The sequence below is a fragment of the Acinetobacter yuyunsongii genome (genome assembly GCF_041021915.1).
In the GTDB taxonomy this organism is placed as follows: Bacteria; Pseudomonadota; Gammaproteobacteria; order Pseudomonadales; family Moraxellaceae; genus Acinetobacter.
In genome coordinates, this window is sequence record NZ_CP157435.1 from 2,415,951 (window position 1) to 2,433,492 (window position 17,542).

The following is a 17,542-nucleotide window of genomic DNA, read 5'->3' on the forward strand; positions in this document are numbered from 1 at the left end:
ATTACTCCACAATGTACCGGCCGCGTTCGGCAACGGCAGATTTCACTAGGTCAATAAATGCATCTACTGACATAGTACCTAAATTTTTTCCTGAGCGAGTACGCACATTAACAGTACCTTCTTCAACTTCTCGATCACCAAGAACCAGAAGGTAAGGAATACGCTCTAGGGTACGCTCACGAATCTTAAATCCGATTTTTTCATTTCTCAAGTCAGAAATAGCACGAAGACCATTTTCTTTGAGTTTTGCAACCACTTGTTCACATGCTTGTGCTTGTGAATCAGTAATATTCATAACACACGCTTGAATTGGTGTTAACCAAGGTGGCATAAAGCCCGCATAGTGCTCAATTAGTATACCAATAAAACGCTCAAAACTTCCAAGAATTGCACGATGAAGCATGACTGGTTGATCACGATCGTTGTCTTCAGTGACATAAGACGCATCTAAGCGAATTGGTAAGTTGAAGTCACATTGGATTGTACCGCACTGCCATACACGACCTAAGCAATCTTTCAATGAAAATTCAATTTTCGGACCATAGAATGCACCTTCACCAGGTTGCAAGTCCCAAGCCAAGCCTGCGTTATCTAAAGCATCAGCAAGAGATTTTTCTGCTAAATCCCAAAGTGCATCATCACCGACACGCTTTTCAGGACGTGTAGACAATTTCATTTGCACTTCTTCAAAGCCGAAGTCTTTATAAACATCTAAAGTCAGTTTAATAAAGTCTGCAACCTCTTTACCAATTTGTTCTTTGGTACAGAAAATATGTGCATCATCTTGGGTAAATCCACGAACACGCATAATCCCGTGTAAAGAACCTGATGGCTCATTACGATGACAAGAACCAAACTCAGCCAAACGAATTGGTAAATCACGGTAAGATTTCAAGCCCTGGTTAAACACTTGTACGTGACAAGGACAGTTCATTGGCTTAACAGCATAGTTACGACTCTCTGAATGAGTTGTAAACATGTTGTCTGCGTAGTTGGCTGCATGACCAGATTTTTCCCAAAGCGTAAAATCGACGATTTGCGGCGTTTTAATCTCTAGGTAGCCATTGTCTTGCTGAACTTTACGCATGTATTGCTCAAGCACTTGGTAGATTGTCCAACCATTTGGATGCCAGAACACCATTCCTGGTGCTTCTTCTTGCATATGGAATAAATCTAAAGCTTTACCAATTTTACGATGGTCACGCTTTTCTGCTTCTTCAATACGTTTGATATATGCAGCTAACTGTTTTTTATCAGCCCAAGCTGTACCATAAATACGTTGAAGCTGTTCATTCTTCGCATCACCACGCCAGTAAGCACCAGAGATTTTTGTGAGCTTGAATGATTTTAAGAATTTAGTGTTTGGTACGTGCGGACCACGGCACATATCCAAATAATCTTGATGGTAGTACAAGCCCATTTGTGTTTCATTCGGCATGTCTGCGATCAAGCGCAATTTGTATTCTTCGCCACGTGCTGTGAATTCTGCAATCACCTCATCACGTGGTGTCATTTTTTTAATGACATCATAATCTTGATCGATGAGCTTTTTCATACGCTCTTCAATCGCTGCCATATCATCTAAAGTAAAAGGACGTGGCATCCAGATGTCATAGTAGAAACCTTCTTCAATGACTGGACCAATTACCATTTTTGCTTCTGGAAACAGCTGCTTAACAGCGTGACCAACGAGATGTGCGCAAGAGTGACGAATAATTTCGACGCCTTCTTCATCTTTAGGCGTGATAATTTGCACAGTTGCATCTTCGGTAATCAAGTCTGAAGCATCGACTAAACGATCATTAACACGACCTGCTACGGTATTTTTCGCAAGACCCGGACCAATGCTTAATGCAACGTCCATCACAGATACGGCTTGATCAAACTGTTTTTGATCGCCATTTGGCAAAGTGATAATTGGCATAATAAAATCCTTAAGGAGTGATGCCCTATACGAAGGAGCATATCACCGCGAGATTATGTATTGAGGCGAACCTCAAAAGATAAAAAACGGCGGATAAAAAAGTATTCAAGATTTTACACAGGTTTAGTTGAGGATGAAACCTTTGAATCATAAAAACCTAGATTGATTAGGCTTCATCTCCGACTAAAGCCTTAATGATTTAGACTGAATGACACACTATGTTGATATAGATATACATGAAAAAAACACAAATGGAGCAAACACATGGTGAGTGCATATGATGAATTACCGAGAACCCCTGCAAATTTCGTTGCTTTATCACCTTTACGTTATTTAGAACGTGCTGCTTATATTTATCCACACCAAGCCGCCATTATTCATGGGGAACGTCAAATCACATGGCAACAAAGCTATCAACGTTGCCGCCAGTTTGCACATCAGCTCACTCAGTTAGGAATTCAAAAGAATGATACCGTTTCGGTACTGTTGCCGAATGTACCTGCAATGATTGAAGCACATTTTGCTGTACCAATGGCGGGTGCAGTACTCAATACGCTGAATACTCGTCTCGATGCCAAAACCATTGCTTTTATGCTGGCTCATGCCGAGTCCAAAGTTCTTTTGGTCGATCCAGAATTCAGATCACTTGCTGAAGAAGCGTTAAAGCTGATCACTCAAGATATTATTGTGATTGATGTATTTGATCAGGAATACGAAGGTGAGCAAATTGCACTTGGGCAATATGAATATGAATCGTGGTTAGCTAAAGGCAATCCTGAATTTGAATGGCTACTTCCACAAGATGAATGGGATGCGATTAGTCTGAATTATACTTCAGGCACCACAGGCAATCCAAAAGGTGTGGTTTATCACCATCGTGGTGCTTATCTCAATGCGGCCAGTAATATTTTGGCATGCGGTATGAAACCTCGTGCGGTTTATCTATGGACACTACCACTATTTCACTGTAATGGCTGGTGTTTTGCCTGGTCAATTGCCGCCAGTGGTGGCACTAATATCTGTTTACGCAGGGTTGATCCAGTTTTAATTTTTAAATATATCGCTGAACACAAAGTCGATTATTTCTGCGGTGCGCCAATTGTCTTATCCATGCTTATCAATACTCCAGCAGAACAAAAAACAGCTTTCAACCACCATGTTGAAGTCATGGTTGCTGGAGCTGCCCCGCCCGTTGCGATTATTGAAGGTATGCGCCATATTGGAATTAATGTTAATCATGTCTATGGTTTGACAGAAACCTATGGCCCATCGGCATTATGTGCTTCGCAAGCAGGATGGAGTGACTTATCTATTCAAGAACAGGCTCAACTTCATTCTCGTCAAGGTGTTCCTTATCCTTTACAGGACAGTATGCGAGTACTTGATCCTGAAACGATGCAACCCGTACCGAATGATGGACAAACCATGGGCGAAATTATGTTCCGTGGTAATATCGTGATGAAAGGTTATCTCAAAAATCCACAAGCGACTGAAGAAGCTTTTAAAGGTGGTTGGTTTCATACAGGAGATCTAGCCGTTTGCCATCCTGATGGTTATGCCAAAATTACTGATCGCTCTAAAGATATTATCATTTCAGGTGGCGAAAATATTTCATCGCTCGAAGTCGAAGATGTACTTTACCGCCACCCTGCTGTACTCACCGCCGCAGTGGTCGCAAAACCTGATGAACGTTGGCAAGAAGTGCCTTGTGCATTTATTGAGTTGAAGCAAGGTGCATCTGCTTCCGCAGAAGAAATTATTGCACATTGCCAAAAAGAACTGGCTCGCTTTAAAGTTCCTAAAGATGTGGTGATTACTGAGATTCCGAAAACATCGACAGGCAAATTACAAAAATTTATTTTAAGAGAGTGGGCAAAAGAACGAGCTAGCGTTTCGTTTGAGAATTAATGCCTAAAAATAAAAAGAAGTTTCAACTGAAACTTCTTTTTGGCTTTAACCTTGATCAGATAACAAGGCGACTTGCTGTACATAGTTCACAAATTTGAGCTTGGATGCGGCAAGTTCTTCTTCACTCACCTGCTGTTTGATATCTCGATGAATGCGTAAAACATGCTGACGCAAAGTATGGCGTTCAGAAGCATTAAACACTTTACTAAACTCATTAATGATTGGATCACCTTGATCAATCATTCGATCGACCCAACGCATCAATTGCATTTGTTTTTTAGCACCTTGTTGCGGTGTCAAATAAGATAAAATCGTGGTTTCATTTTCATTACGCAATAACTTACCAACACGTTGAAACTGACGACGGCGTGCTTCAAATGAACTGATCTTCTGCACTTCAAGTAATGCATCAATCAAACGCTCATCGACAGGAAGCTTTTGAATTTGTTTTGGATTGAGTTGAGCCAATTGCTCACCTAAAGCAGCCATACGTTGCACAGCTTTTTTTTGCTCGGTTCTACTCGCACGTCCTTCTAATGACTCAAAATCTTCATCTGTATAACGTTGTTGGGTACCACGTGCCACGATTACTCTGCCTCATAAAATTTTGCTGCGAACAGCGTTTGAATTTCTTCCAGTGCTTTTTCTTCATCAGCACCATCAATCACCAATCTTAATGTTGTGCCTTTACCAGCACCCAACATCAACAATGACATAATATTTTTTGCATCAACCAATTTATCACCCTTGCCGATTTGTATCGAAGAGCTAAATTTGGTTGTGACTTCAATCAGTTTACCAGATGCACGCGCATGTAAGCCGAGTTTATTAATTACATCAATTGTTGTGTCTATCATGACCAGTGCTTCATTTCTCTATGTAAGATTTGGACAGTCCATTTTGCCTTAAGAGCCTGTTTGAGTCTATCCACGATATAAACTGAACGATGTTGCCCACCTGTACATCCCACTGAAATGGTCATGTAATGTCGATGCCCTTCCGCAAAAGCTGGCAACCATTTTTCCAAGAAGTTATAAATATCGGTAAACATTTCATTGGTTTGTTGATTGCTTTCTAAAAAACGACAGACAGGATCATCCAACCCAGAAAGACGACGCAACTCTAAATCCCAATGCGGATTAGGTAAATGACGCACATCAAATACATAATCGGCATCAAGCGGAATGCCATGTTTATAGCCAAACGATTGTAAAATCACGATTAATTTATCAGACTGCCCCAATCGAGACAGCAAGATATGTTTGAGATCGTGGACACTTTTACCTGTGGTATCAATATGCACTGTAGAGCGGAATTGTATCGGGATGAGCAATTGTTTTTCTTCCTGTATACATTGCAACAGGCTATTAAAACGATTTGCTAAGGGATGCGGTCTACGCGAAGAGCTAAACCGTGCAACTAAGTCCTGATCTTGCGTGGTTAAATAAATGATATCCACGGTACCATGTTTTTTTAATTGTTCAAAAACATGATCGAACTCTTGCATATCCGCACGAGTACTCCGAATATCCACACCTAAAGCTAACTGCTCTAAATTATTTTCATGATCCAGTTTAGCTACAATTTCAGGCAATAATGCCAAAGGTAAATTATCTATACAATAATAGCCCAAATCTTCAAGCACCTGTAATGCAGATGATTTTCCTGAACCTGACTGTCCTGTCACGATAAGAATACGCTTCATCGCATATCGCCCTTTAATTTATTTTATGTTTTGAAATTAATGTGTAAATTATCAATCAAACGTGTTGAACCTAATTTAGCCGCAATAAATAAAACTAAATCACGATCAAACTCTTCAATTGGTTGCAAATTAGGTTGACGAGCCTCTACATAATCCACAACAAATCCAGCTTGTGTCAATTCCGTTGAGATATTTGCTAACACTTGCGAAAGTGATTGCCCCTCTCCCAATCCAACCTCAGCTTGTTTTAACAACTGATAAATTTTTGGCGCAATACTTCTTTGCTCTTCAGACAAATAACCATTGCGTGAACTTAAAGCTAAACCATCTGCTGCTCGTACAATTGGTACACCGATGACTTCTAATGGAATATTTAAATCCTGTACCAACTGACGAATTACAGCCAATTGTTGATAATCTTTTTGCCCAAAAAAAGCATAATCAGGTTGTACAATATTGAATAGTTTAGTGACAACAACCGCCACGCCATCAAAATGACCTGGACGCGATTGACCACATAAATCATTGGTAATTTGACTAACACTGATATTGGTTAAACGAGGCTGCTTGCCATACATTTGATCGACAGAAGGAGCAAAAATAATGTCACACCCTACATCTGCCAACAAACGACTATCTTGTTCCAAGGTACGTGGATAACTATCAAAATCTTCACCCGCACCAAACTGGATTGGGTTAACAAAAATACTCACCACCACGACATCACAGATTTTTTTTGCAGCGCGCACCAAAGTCAAATGACCTTCATGCAAATTCCCCATAGTTGGCACAAAACCAATAAGTTTTTTTGCTGTTCTTGCCGGTGCTAATGATGCGGTTAAGCCTTGTATTGTTGTTTCTGTTTTCATGAGTTAGAGCTCAACTTGAAAAGTGTGTTCTTTCGCTGGAAATGATTGATTTTGAACAGCAGCATGATACGATTTAAACGCATCTATAATTGCTGTTTCCCCCGCTTGTTCTTTCATAAAATTACGCACAAAACGCGCAACGCGACCAAAAGTTAAACCAAGCATGTCTTGTACCACCAAGACTTGTCCATCAGTTTCATTGCCTGCACCAATACCAATCACTGGCGTATTAGGAAATAGTTCAGCAATTTCCTTGCCTAACTGAGCTGGAACACACTCTAATAATAATACCGCAGCACCTGCATCAACCACCGCTTGGCAATCCGCAATTAATTGATCAGCTGCTTCACGCGTTCGTGCTTGCAGTTTATAGCCACCGAATACGTGTACTGATTGTGGCGTTAAACCCAAATGCACACAGACAGGAATACCATTACGTGTCAAAACTTGGACTAATTCACTTAACCAAGCACCACCTTCAATCTTGACCATCTGCGCGCCTACTTGCATCACGGCTTTGGCATTTTTTAGACCATCTTCAAGCGTTGCATAACTCATGAATGGTAGATCAGTCATAATTAAAGCATGCGAATTACCACGACGTACAGCTGCTGTATGATAAGCCATATCTTCAACTGTCACAGGAAGTGTGGAATCTCTTCCTTGAATCGCCATTCCTAGAGAATCACCAATTAAAATTGTATCAATTTCAGCCAATTCCATCGCTTTAGCCATACTTGCATCGTAACAAGTAAGACATGAGAACTTACGTCCATCAGCTTTAAATTTTCTTAAGTCACTTAGACTAATCATGATGATATCCTCTGCAGGCATTTCCAGAACGAAACAATCTTACGCAGTTGCCCAAGATTGATCGGCGATTACAGTTAAGTTTGCTTGCTGCACTAGTTCTAAATCTTTTAATGAGTGCCCATTTAAGTGTAAATGAGCATCTAAATCTAATAAGGGAAGGATCACAAAATCACGTTCTAAAATACCAATATGTGGTACGATCAAACGTTCATTTTGAATCTGCTCTTGACCATAAATCAATAGATCCAAATCAAGCGTGCGCTCTCCCCATCGCCTTAAACGAATACGACCTGCTTCTTGCTCAAATTGTTGTAATTGGTCTAATAAGGCAAGTGCTTCAAGTGTCGTGTCCAATTGAACAACGGCATTTAGATAATTTGGCTGGTCCTGAGGACCCATCGGCGGACTTTGATAAAGCCTTGAAACTTTTACCGAACCTAAACTAGCCAACTTCACAACAGCTTCGCTAAGAATCTGTTGTGAATCGCCTAAGTTACTGCCTAAACCGATATAGGTACGAATAGTCATTGCGTCGGTCCAAAAACCACTTGGCTGAGATCACGTTGTACACGCTTACGCTTAAGGATCGGATGATCTGCATTGATTTGTCCTGAAACGGCAGTCGCTTTTTCAATAAAACGGCTAGTTGATTCATTTGCTCTAACACGTTCTTTCTTGGCACGGCGGCTTCTAGGCTCAGGGACATTGACCAAAGGCTCAATCTCAGTGGTCTTTGGCTCATCAACTTCAACTGTCTTACGGCGTGTTTTACTACGTTGACGGTTGTATTGACGAATTGCGACTTCTTTCTGATCGATTGACATTTCTTGGTAAGCTTCCCACCAAATACCCATGCCTTCGGTGCTGCTATCACCTGATTTCTCACGTAACAACAAGAAGTCAAAGCCTGCACGAAAACGTGCATGTCCAGCTAAAGCTTCAATTTGCTGTGGTTTTGGATTGAGCAAACGGGTTTGCATTTCCCATACTTCACGAATAAAAGTTTCAGCAAAACGAGGAATAATGGTACGTGTGGCTTGACGTTTCAATACATCCAAACCAGCTTGGGCACGTGCTTCAGCAGGAACAACACCTTTATTTAAATAAAAATCACAACGCTCTAAGAAAGGCTTCCATAACAATACTGCATAAAAAAATGCGGGATTAATGGTCTTACCAATTTGAATTCGTTGATCAGTATTTTTAGCTGCACGTTCGATGAAAGCTGTTAGATTTGGAGGAATTTCAGCAAATAATTGCTTCCAAACACCAAACTCAATCAGCATCGGCAAAACGCGTGCAAGATGTCCCATCGTAAATAATTTTTGAGACTCATCGTATAATCGATGAGGTGAAACGTCACGCAACAGTTGCGTCATTTCAACATCAAAAACATCAATAATCGATTGATCAATTTGGAAGTTAAGTTTCGCAGCAAAACGTAAAGCACGTAACATCCGAACGGGATCTTCTTCAAATCGCTGGGCAGGCTCACCTAGAAAACGCAAAGTACGCGTTTTAATATCATCAACTGCATGACAAAAATCTAGCACGATCGCTTGGCGCGGTTGATAATACAAAGTATTAATTGAGAAATCTCGACGCGCAAAATCCTGCTCAATTGTTCCCCAATTATTATCTCGCAAGATCATACCAGAAGCACTGGTGACTGCTTTTTTGGGAGGAGCGCGGAAAGTTGCGACTTCAATCAGTTCGCGACCAGAATAAACATGTGCTAATTCGAAACGTCGACCAATAATTCGGCAACGTCGACCAAAAACTTCTTTCACTTGTGCTGGTGTTGCATTGGTGACAGCATCAAAATCCTTAGGATTAAGACCTAACATCATATCGCGAACACCGCCGCCCACAATATATGCCTCATAGCCCGCTTTCGTTAGGCTATCGATTACATCTAATATTGAAGAAGGGAGTTGGGCTGTGGACAAACCACATTTTGACGCACGCAAAGTTTGCAAAAGACACTGTCTCCTACGTCAGGACGTAAATAACAATTTGTCGCTAATCATAGCTCTAACACACTCAAAGGGCAATTTATTCTGTTGAAGTTTCAACAGATCAGTATGTTTTAATTGCAATATCATCTTTATTTTTATCCTATAATGCTAAACGTGCTTTATTTTTTTCAAGCAATTTTGGACCAATTCCTTTGACATTGACCAACTCATCTACCGTTTTAAAACCACCATTCTTTTGGCGATATTCCACAATAGCCTGTGCCTTTTTCTCACCAACGCCATTTAAAGTCTGTAACTGCTGTAAATTTGCTTGGTTCAAACTAATCTTATCGCCCTGAATATTGGTAGAGGATGAAACTTGCTGGTAGCTTTTCTGTTGCGTAGGTCTTGATAAATAATAATTATTGTTAGGCTGCTTCGCTAATTGCTGATCACGTGCTTGTTGTTGAGCTTTCCATTTTTCATAGGATTGATCAAATGGCTGCGCACTCACATAAACAAAGCAGCTTAAAAATATAAAAATAAATAGAACAAAGTTATGTTTGCTGCGTGGTTGCGGCAAATTCATTGGATTTCCCCTGAAGTTTTAAGTGTCGTTTTGCTTGCTCCCAGAGTTCATCCATTTCTGCCAAACTCATTTCTTGCAAGTCTTTATTTTGTCTTTGTGCTTGTTGTTCAATATATGCAAATCGGCTTCTAAATTTATGAATCGTTGCCAATAATGCAGTCTCACTCGACACGCCAAGTTTACGTCCTATGTTAATTAAAGAAAATAGGCAATCTCCAAATTCTTCTTGTATTTCATCAGTTTTTTGAGTTTTTATTGCCTGTTGTAATTCCTCTAATTCCTCATTTAACTTTCCATAAGCATCCTCAACTGTTTCAAAATCAAAACCTAGCTGCGCTGCTTTTTTTTGAATCTCATGTGCCTGTACCAATGCTGGCGCATGTTTCACTTCATCTAGTCGAGATTGAGCCTTACCTTGTTTTTCTTGTTGCTTAATTTGTTTCCATAGTTCACTGACTTGTTCTGGATCTAAATTTTGATATTTTTCAGCTTGAAATACATGTGGATGACGACGAATTAATTTTTCACTAATTACATCTACCACATCATGAAAGTTAAATGCGCCTTGTTCACTATACATCTGAGATTGGAACACGACCTGCAATAACAAATCGCCTAACTCATTACGAATTTCATTTAGATCGCCCTCTCGAATCGCAGCTTCTACCTCATAAGCTTCTTCGATCGCATAACGCGTCAAACTATTTGGTGTTTGTTGTTGATCCCATGGACACTTTTGTCTTAATTCGTGCATGATTTCTAATAACTTTTCCATGAATTCCTCCAAATACACCAAATTGTTGCAGCTTGAACCTGCTTATGCGTAATATACGCCGATTAAAGAAGTATGATAAAGCAAGGGAAAGCAATGCAACATAGCGTATTTATTAGCGGGGCAGCACAAGGAATTGGTGCTGAGATTGCACGCATCTTTCATCGTCATGGTTACAAAGTTGGTATTTATGATATTAATGATGAGCAAGCGCTTCGTTTAGCCAACGAACTTGGTGAAAATGCTAAAGCGGGGTATTTAGATGTCAGTAACTTTCGTCAGTGGAAAATAGCATTACAAGATTTTAAAAATTGGGCAGGCGAACTGAATATTTTAATTAACAACGCTGGAATCTTATACTCTGGCGCATTTGAAGAGACATCAATTCAATCCCATCATCGCACTGTGGATATCAATATCAAAGGAGTTCTGAATGGTTGCCATACTGGGTTACCCCATCTAGAAAAAGCGAGTTTTGCCCGTGTAATTAATCTTTCTTCAGCTTCAGCAATTTATGGACAAGCTGATTTAGCCTCATATTCAGCAAGTAAGTTTGCTGTTCGTGGTTTAACAGAAGCCTTAGATGTAGAGTGGCAAAAATATAATATTCGTGTACTCGATGTAATGCCTTTATTTGTACAAACCAATATGGTGAAGAATATGGATGCGGGTAGTATTCAAAATATTGGCGTTGATTTAACCCCCGCTGATGTAGCAAAACAAGTATTACATCTAGCACAACAAAAAGATCATGCCCTGATTCCAACGCATACCCCTGTCGGCATTAAAACAAAGTTGATGTATCAACTCTCAAGCATTAGTCCACAGTTTTTAAATCGGCTGACTAATATTTTTCTATCAAAAAGATAAATTAAAAGATTCATTCAAATAATATTTGAATGAATCAAAATAAATATTATTTTTCAAAAACTTATACTAATAAAAAAATCTTTTACTTTATAAAATAAAAATATTTATTAAATACCTCCTTAAATCTCTGTTAATTATTTATAACTTTTTGTATATTTGCATAATTTTTGATACATTTTGTATTTTTACAGGGGTTTATATGTCATCTTTATTATTAAAACCAAAGCTTTCACTCTTATTCATCAGTTGCATAAGTTTATCGATTTCTGGTTTAACAACTCAAGCACATGCTGGTTTATTTGATAACTATACGGATACGGCTCAGAATTTTCGTTCATCATTGACTCAACCGATATCGGCACCAACGCAAGAATTATTTGAAAAAAAAGCTAAAAGTAATGATGCAGCGTTGTATCTATTAGAAAAGGCGCGTTTAGAACAAGCAAACAAACAATATGAAGCCAGTAAGCAAACTTTTGAAAAAGCATTTGAACTATTAGATGCTCAAAATAATAAAGCAACAATTAGCGCCTCTAAATTAGGTTTTAAGGCACTTTCCCTCGTGAGTAATGATAGTGTAGCACCTTATAAGATTCCTGAATATGAACAGGTATTAGCACATGTTTACCAATCGATAAACTATCTAGCTTTAAATAATACTGAGGGCGCGGCTGTTGAAATGCGTGTAGCGCAACGTATTCAACGCGAAATTGAATTAGCTCATAGCAAAGAAGCAGAAAAAGCAGCAGCTAAAGGTCAAAATGTTAATTCTGCTCCAGCTGAATACGATGAAGCTTTAGCTGGACTAAATACAATTGCGGGTAAAGTAAAAAATACCTATCAAAATGCGTATGCATTTTATATGGCGGCAACATTATGGGAAGCCTTGGGTGAAAAAAATGATGCTTTAGTTGATTATAAAAAAGCATATGAACTACAGCCAAATGATTTTATTAAAAATGATGTAAAACGACTCGATAACGCCGCAAAGAAAGCAAATGGTCAATATCCAGTTGTTATTTTTCTGGAGCAAGGATTAGTTCCTCAAAAAATTTCTTCGACCTTAGCAATTCCAACACCAAATGGGTTAGTGAATATCTCATTTGCAAGCTATGACCCTTCAACCTATGTTGCACCAAGTCAGGTTGATGTGGCTGTAAATGGGAAAACCGTTGCAAATACAGCATTACTTACTGATATTGGTGCGTTGGCTGTCAAAACACTAAAAGAAAAGATTGCCGCTAATCTCACAACTCAAATTGCACGTTCTACAGCGAAATACGCTGTACAAAAAGAACTGGGCAATCGTTTAGGCGTATTTGGACAACTTGCAGGCAATATCTATAACACTGCCACAGAAAAAGCAGATGTTCGTGCATGGAATACCCTCCCAAGCAATGCACAAGTCACTCGCCTTTTACTCCCTGTTGGTAGTCATACCATCCAACTTAAAAACAACTATGCAAATCAATCGATCAATATTGAAGTGAAAGCTAATCAGACGACCTTCATTCATGGTATCGAAACCAACCAACAAATTGTCGCTGATAGCTTCAGTATCGCTAAATAATAACTTGAGTAAAACATAATGAAACAACGCCTTTTACCCATAATTCTGTGTAGCTTTAGCCTTGGCTTAACTGCATGTACAGCACCAAATGCGATGCGTACACAAACAGACCCAAATACTGGTGCAAGCAATGTCAGAACCATGACAGGTAATCCTATTCTCGCAACCCGCATTGGTGTCAATCGAATCAATATGGTCAGTCTTGGAGATATTAAAAAAGCATCACTCGCCTTAAAAAATGGTTGGTTCTACGAACAATCTTTTGAATACAAAGTTGTTTGGTTTGATGCCAATGGAGCAGAAATCAATCCAGAAGGTGCAACTTGGAAACCAATCACATTACAAGGGCGTGAAGTAAAAACCGTTCAGTCTGTCGCACCTAATCCAAGTGGTGTTGATGTACTTATTTACATGAAGAAAGACTAATCAACAGCTTATTTATAAGGGGTAAAACATGAAATTCCGTACTTTGGCTTTAGCAACCACAATTGGCAGCATGGCATTGTTCAGTGGCTGTGCCTCCCAGGCTGTATCTTATGGCGATGCACAGGCAACTGAAACCTTAACCAAAGATTTTGGTTCAACCGACCTTCAACAAATCGCAGCCAAGATGGTTGATGACATGCTGGCGTTTCCACCAGTGATTGAAATGACTCAGGCTCGCCGTCCAGTACTGTTTGTTGACCGTATCAAAAACAAGACCCAAGAGCATATTGATACTGAATCCATCACTGACACCATCCAGAATAAACTAATTAATTCTGGAAAATTCCGTTTCGTTGACATGACTTCTGTCGGTGCAATGGCAGACCAGTTGGCTTATCAACAGCAAAGTGGCATGGTAGACAAACGTACAGCAGTGAAAACAGGCTCTCAAATTGCCGCTGAATACATGCTGAATGGTAACTTATCCAGCATCGTCAAAAATTCAGGTGGTAAGAGTGATGTGTACTACAAGTTCACTTTCAAATTACAAAACCTGAAAACAGGTATTGTTGAATGGACAGGCGAAAAAGAAATTCGTAAATCGGCTAAACGTGCTACTTTTGGTCTATAAACCATTCACAACAACAATAAACCCGATGCTCAGCACCTGCTGAACATCGGGTCATATAGAATGATAGAAAATGATGAAATCCTTACTTTGTGCAGCCCTGTTCTGCTTAACAACAATTCACTCAGCTAACGCCGCCCTACAAGAAGTCATGAAAGAAGCCACAGGTAGCGGCCCAACCCAACAACAGGCTATTGCAGAAGCCTTGCTGATTGCAGCCCAGTCTGTAAATGGCACCAGTGTTAGTTCACGCACTGACTTAGCGGAAGAAGTGAACATGGTGGTCAGCAACAACCATTGGAGCTACCAAGGAAAAACCTCACCTGTGTTCAGTGTTGAAACGCAGGGCACTAATGCGATTAATCGTTTTCAGGTGTTAAGTGTTTCGGGTTCGGGCAAGAACTACCGCGCCAAAGTGCGTGCTTATGTCAGCAAGTTTCAATCAAGTGTAGCGGATCAACACTTACGCCGTATTGCGGTTATGCCATTTCAATATAACTATTCAAAAACTCAACTCACAGATGGCAGTGATGCTGATGACTTTGTGACAGAAGTTGCTGATTTGGTCGGCACTCAACTGGCAAACTCACGTCAGTTAAGTTTGGTGAGTCGTGACTATATTGAGGAAATGGCAAGTGAAAATGCCTTTCTTCGTTGGGATGGTGCACCAGCAGAAATGGCAAGACTTGGACAAAAAGTGGGTGCTGACTATATTTTAGTTGGACGTATCAATGAAGCAAAAACGACTCAAGGACGTTCATTTTATGGCGCTGTTCCAGCTGGGCAACAAGCAATCCGTCTAAATTGGCGAGTGATTGAAGTGAATACAGGAAAAGTTGCTGCTGCAGGAACTGTAAATCAACAGCAACGCCAATCTCTAGGAGAGCTTATTCATAATTCACAATCTACAACCTCATCAGACTTACTCGCACAACAAATAAGTAATGATGTATTAAATGGCTTGTCTTTAATGCCGATCAGTTACTCTCGACAAAATTCGACACAAGTAGAGAGTTCAGAACCACTCTCGGATGCTGAACTCACACCAGGTTCGAGTGAAAAACCGATTCGTTGGTGATCGAATAATCTGTGTATATTCAATTTATGATTTTTTGTTGATGCAAAAAAAGAACACTTTAAATTCATTTAAAGTGTTCTTTTTTATAAATATAATGTCAATCAACTACCCTGAACCAAACGTCTTGCACTGATAATGCCTGGCTGCTGCTCCAAACGCGCCAACAAACGCGACAATTGCGCCAAACCTTTCACTTCAATCAGCAATTTCATGTTGGCAATGCCATCCGCCTCAGAAATGGTATTGACCTGACGAATATTAATTTGATCTGAGAAAATCACTTGCGTGAGGTCTTTAAGTAAACCACGACGGTCATAGGCCTCGACCACGATCTGCACACTCTGGCCACGGGTTGGCTGCATTTCCCAGTCCGCCTCAACCGCACGCTCAGGCTCCTGTGTGGTCATACGGATATAATCAGGACAGGCAATCTTGTGTATACTGACCCCACGGTTCAAGGTGATATAACCGCCAATCGACTCACCATGCACAGGCTGGCAGCACTGGGCAACATGCAATTCCACATTATCCAAACCGTCAATCAAAATCCCATGCGCAGATAAGGTATGGCTGGCACGTGGATTTAAGGCAGGTTTTAAAACCAGTTCAGGCTCATCTTGATCCAAGTGCATCTGACGATTGACTTGATTCATCAAGGCATGGAGGCTGATATCACCACTGACCAAAGCAACTAAAATATCATCGCCAGATTTCAGATTAAAGTGAGATGAATAGTCTTTAAGATCGATGCTTTTCGGGTGAATTGCTAAGCGTGCTAACTCTTTATTAAGTAATTCACGCCCCACCTCAACATTCTTACTACGATCTTGCTGTCTAAACCAATGGCGCAACTTGTCACGCGCACGAGCAGTTTTGATATAACCTAAAGAGTTCACCAACCAATCACGGTTCGGTTCACGATCTTTTTTGGTTAAAATCTCAACCTGTTCACCCGTTTTCAGCGTATAAGTTAATGGCACATAACGTTGATTGACACGTGCTGCATAACACTTATTACCTACCTCAGTATGTACATGGTAAGCAAAATCTAAAACCGTCGAACCTCGTGGCAATTCTTTAATATCACCATCACGACTAAACACATAGATTTTTTCAAAATTTTCAAAATCTTGAATTTGATCTATACCATTTGACTCTTCATCTTCACCATGTGGTGTGGTTTCGGTACGTTCTTGATAATGTTCCAATACCGCACGTAAAGAATGTAGACGATGATTAAATGAATGATCGGTATTTTTTGCACCTTCTTTATAATTAAAATGCGAACAAACGCCCAGTTCGGCTTCGTTGTGCATTTCAAAAGTACGAATTTGTACTTCTAAAGATTTATTTTCAGCAATCACTGCCGTGTGTAATGAGCGATAACCATTGGCTTTTGGATTGGTGACATAGTCATCAAATTGGTTCGGGATATGACGCCACAGCTGATGCACAATACCTAAAGCGTGATAACAGTCTGGTACACTTTTGACCAATACACGCACTGCACGAATATCATAAAGCTGATCAAAACTCAGATTTTTACTTTTCATTTTTCGATAAATCGAATAAATGTGCTTCACTCGTCCAGTGATTTCCGCCTGAATATGATGCATACCCAGTTCAGTCTTTAGCTTATCAATCACAAACTGAATATATTGCTCTCGCTCTAAACGTTTTTCATTCAGCAACGATGCAATTTCTTTATAACGCTCAGGCGCCAAATAACGGAAAGCGAGATCTTCTAATTCCCATTTTAGCTGTGCAATACCTAATCGATGTGCAAGTGGTGAATAGATTGTTAAAATCTCGCGTGCAACGCGTTCTTGACGTTCTTTACTTGCAGTGGCTAATTCACGTAAAGCATAAGTACGTTCAGCCAATTTGATCAAAACGACGCGTACATCTTCTGTCACTGAAATCAGCATTTTATAAATGCCGTTTAAATGCTCACGCTGATTGTTATTAAAATGATCTTCTAAACGTTTATTTTTTTCAATCAATTCAGAGAGCTTACCCATCGCAAGCGTGCCTTGTACAAGACCAAGCACCTGTTCGCCGAATTGTTGTTGAATATCCTCTAAAGTAATTAAACCTTCGCGCACACTTCGATACAACACTGCCGCTGACAATGTGTCTTCATCAACATGTAAATGCGCCAAAATATCAGCCATGCCAATACCTGTACTAAAGGTATTGCTACGATGATGAACCGTGGTTTCTAATTCTTTTGCCAAGGTCAGCTCTGCAACTTTTTGAAGTTGCTTTAGCTCCGCCCCATCCAAAATATCACGCACTCGATCTAGCCAAGAGACCAGACCACTTTGCGCTTCAGCGGCATGTTCTACAGTCGTTTCCTCTGACAACTCATGGAGTCGCCCAGGTAACTGCTCACGTACTGTGACCATACCATTCTCCTCTGGATATGTAAC

At 40.0% G+C, this 17,542-nt stretch carries 17 protein-coding genes; 6 read left to right on the top strand and 11 right to left on the bottom strand.

Annotated features, from left to right (window positions below):
* Nucleotide 1: 1 nt before the first annotated feature.
* A complete protein-coding gene (gene thrS, locus ABLB98_RS11560; protein WP_348883073.1) occupies nt 2-1,924 on the bottom strand; it encodes a threonine--tRNA ligase in 1,923 nt (640 codons plus the stop codon).
* 264 nt (nt 1,925-2,188) lie between these two features.
* Here thrS and ABLB98_RS11565 point away from each other — a divergent pair, with 264 nt between their 5' ends.
* Nucleotides 2,189-3,832, top strand: coding sequence for an acyl-CoA synthetase (locus tag ABLB98_RS11565; protein ID WP_348883074.1), 1,644 nt, complete (start codon nt 2,189-2,191; stop codon nt 3,830-3,832).
* A gap of 45 nt (nt 3,833-3,877) precedes the next feature.
* Here the strand turns inward: ABLB98_RS11565 and yjgA are convergent, their stop codons facing one another.
* From yjgA to mazG, 9 genes are all read right to left on the bottom strand, one after another.
* Nucleotides 3,878-4,417, bottom strand: a complete 540-nt coding sequence (gene yjgA, locus ABLB98_RS11570; protein WP_005164369.1) for a ribosome biogenesis factor YjgA — start codon at nt 4,415-4,417, stop codon at nt 3,878-3,880.
* Between the two features lie 2 nt (nt 4,418-4,419).
* Complete coding sequence (locus ABLB98_RS11575) at nt 4,420-4,689, bottom strand: HPr family phosphocarrier protein (protein ID WP_087545614.1); 270 nt, start codon at nt 4,687-4,689, stop codon at nt 4,420-4,422.
* Nucleotides 4,686-5,537: an RNase adapter RapZ gene (gene rapZ / locus ABLB98_RS11580; protein WP_004664195.1), complete on the bottom strand. Its 852-nt coding sequence runs from the start codon at nt 5,535-5,537 to the stop codon at nt 4,686-4,688. Before rapZ ends, ABLB98_RS11575 begins: the two co-directional genes overlap by 4 nt.
* A 23-nt stretch (nt 5,538-5,560) precedes the next feature.
* Nucleotides 5,561-6,406, bottom strand: a complete 846-nt coding sequence (panC, locus tag ABLB98_RS11585) for a pantoate--beta-alanine ligase (protein ID WP_348883075.1) — start codon at nt 6,404-6,406, stop codon at nt 5,561-5,563.
* 3 nt (nt 6,407-6,409) lie between these two features.
* Entirely contained in the window at nt 6,410-7,219 is an 810-nt protein-coding gene (gene panB, locus ABLB98_RS11590) for a 3-methyl-2-oxobutanoate hydroxymethyltransferase (RefSeq protein ID WP_087547720.1), read from the bottom strand.
* 39 nt (nt 7,220-7,258) lie between these two features.
* Entirely contained in the window at nt 7,259-7,747 is a 489-nt protein-coding gene (gene folK / locus ABLB98_RS11595) for a 2-amino-4-hydroxy-6-hydroxymethyldihydropteridine diphosphokinase (protein ID WP_160127273.1), read from the bottom strand.
* Complete coding sequence (pcnB, locus tag ABLB98_RS11600; protein ID WP_348883076.1) at nt 7,744-9,198, bottom strand: polynucleotide adenylyltransferase PcnB; 1,455 nt, start codon at nt 9,196-9,198, stop codon at nt 7,744-7,746. Before pcnB ends, folK begins: the two co-directional genes overlap by 4 nt.
* Nucleotides 9,199-9,337: 139 nt before the next feature.
* A complete protein-coding gene (locus tag ABLB98_RS11605; RefSeq protein WP_249571010.1) occupies nt 9,338-9,766 on the bottom strand; it encodes a ComEA family DNA-binding protein in 429 nt (142 codons plus the stop codon).
* Complete coding sequence (mazG, locus tag ABLB98_RS11610) at nt 9,735-10,541, bottom strand: nucleoside triphosphate pyrophosphohydrolase (RefSeq protein ID WP_348883077.1); 807 nt, start codon at nt 10,539-10,541, stop codon at nt 9,735-9,737. The genes ABLB98_RS11605 and mazG overlap by 32 nt, the downstream gene beginning before the upstream one ends.
* 93 nt (nt 10,542-10,634) lie before the next feature.
* Here mazG and ABLB98_RS11615 point away from each other — a divergent pair, with 93 nt between their 5' ends.
* From ABLB98_RS11615 to ABLB98_RS11635, 5 genes are all read left to right on the top strand, one after another.
* Nucleotides 10,635-11,408: an SDR family oxidoreductase gene (locus tag ABLB98_RS11615; protein ID WP_348883078.1), complete on the top strand. Its 774-nt coding sequence runs from the start codon at nt 10,635-10,637 to the stop codon at nt 11,406-11,408.
* A 199-nt stretch (nt 11,409-11,607) separates the two neighbouring features.
* Complete coding sequence (locus tag ABLB98_RS11620; protein ID WP_348883079.1) at nt 11,608-12,978, top strand: hypothetical protein; 1,371 nt, start codon at nt 11,608-11,610, stop codon at nt 12,976-12,978.
* An 18-nt stretch (nt 12,979-12,996) separates the two neighbouring features.
* Nucleotides 12,997-13,404: a DUF1425 domain-containing protein gene (locus ABLB98_RS11625; RefSeq protein ID WP_348883080.1), complete on the top strand. Its 408-nt coding sequence runs from the start codon at nt 12,997-12,999 to the stop codon at nt 13,402-13,404.
* A 28-nt stretch (nt 13,405-13,432) separates the two neighbouring features.
* Entirely contained in the window at nt 13,433-14,035 is a 603-nt protein-coding gene (lpoB, locus tag ABLB98_RS11630; protein ID WP_005164332.1) for a penicillin-binding protein activator LpoB, read from the top strand.
* A 73-nt stretch (nt 14,036-14,108) separates the two neighbouring features.
* The gene (locus ABLB98_RS11635) at nt 14,109-15,110 is read left to right on the top strand and encodes a CsgG/HfaB family protein (RefSeq protein ID WP_026315733.1); all 1,002 of its coding nucleotides are present in this window, start codon (nt 14,109-14,111) and stop codon (nt 15,108-15,110) included.
* Nucleotides 15,111-15,211: 101 nt separating this feature from the next.
* Here ABLB98_RS11635 and ABLB98_RS11640 read toward each other — a convergent pair whose 3' ends face one another.
* On the bottom strand, nt 15,212-17,518 hold the full coding sequence (locus ABLB98_RS11640; RefSeq protein WP_348883081.1) for a bifunctional (p)ppGpp synthetase/guanosine-3',5'-bis(diphosphate) 3'-pyrophosphohydrolase: 2,307 nt from the start codon (nt 17,516-17,518) through the stop codon (nt 15,212-15,214).
* Nucleotides 17,519-17,542 lie beyond the last annotated feature (24 nt).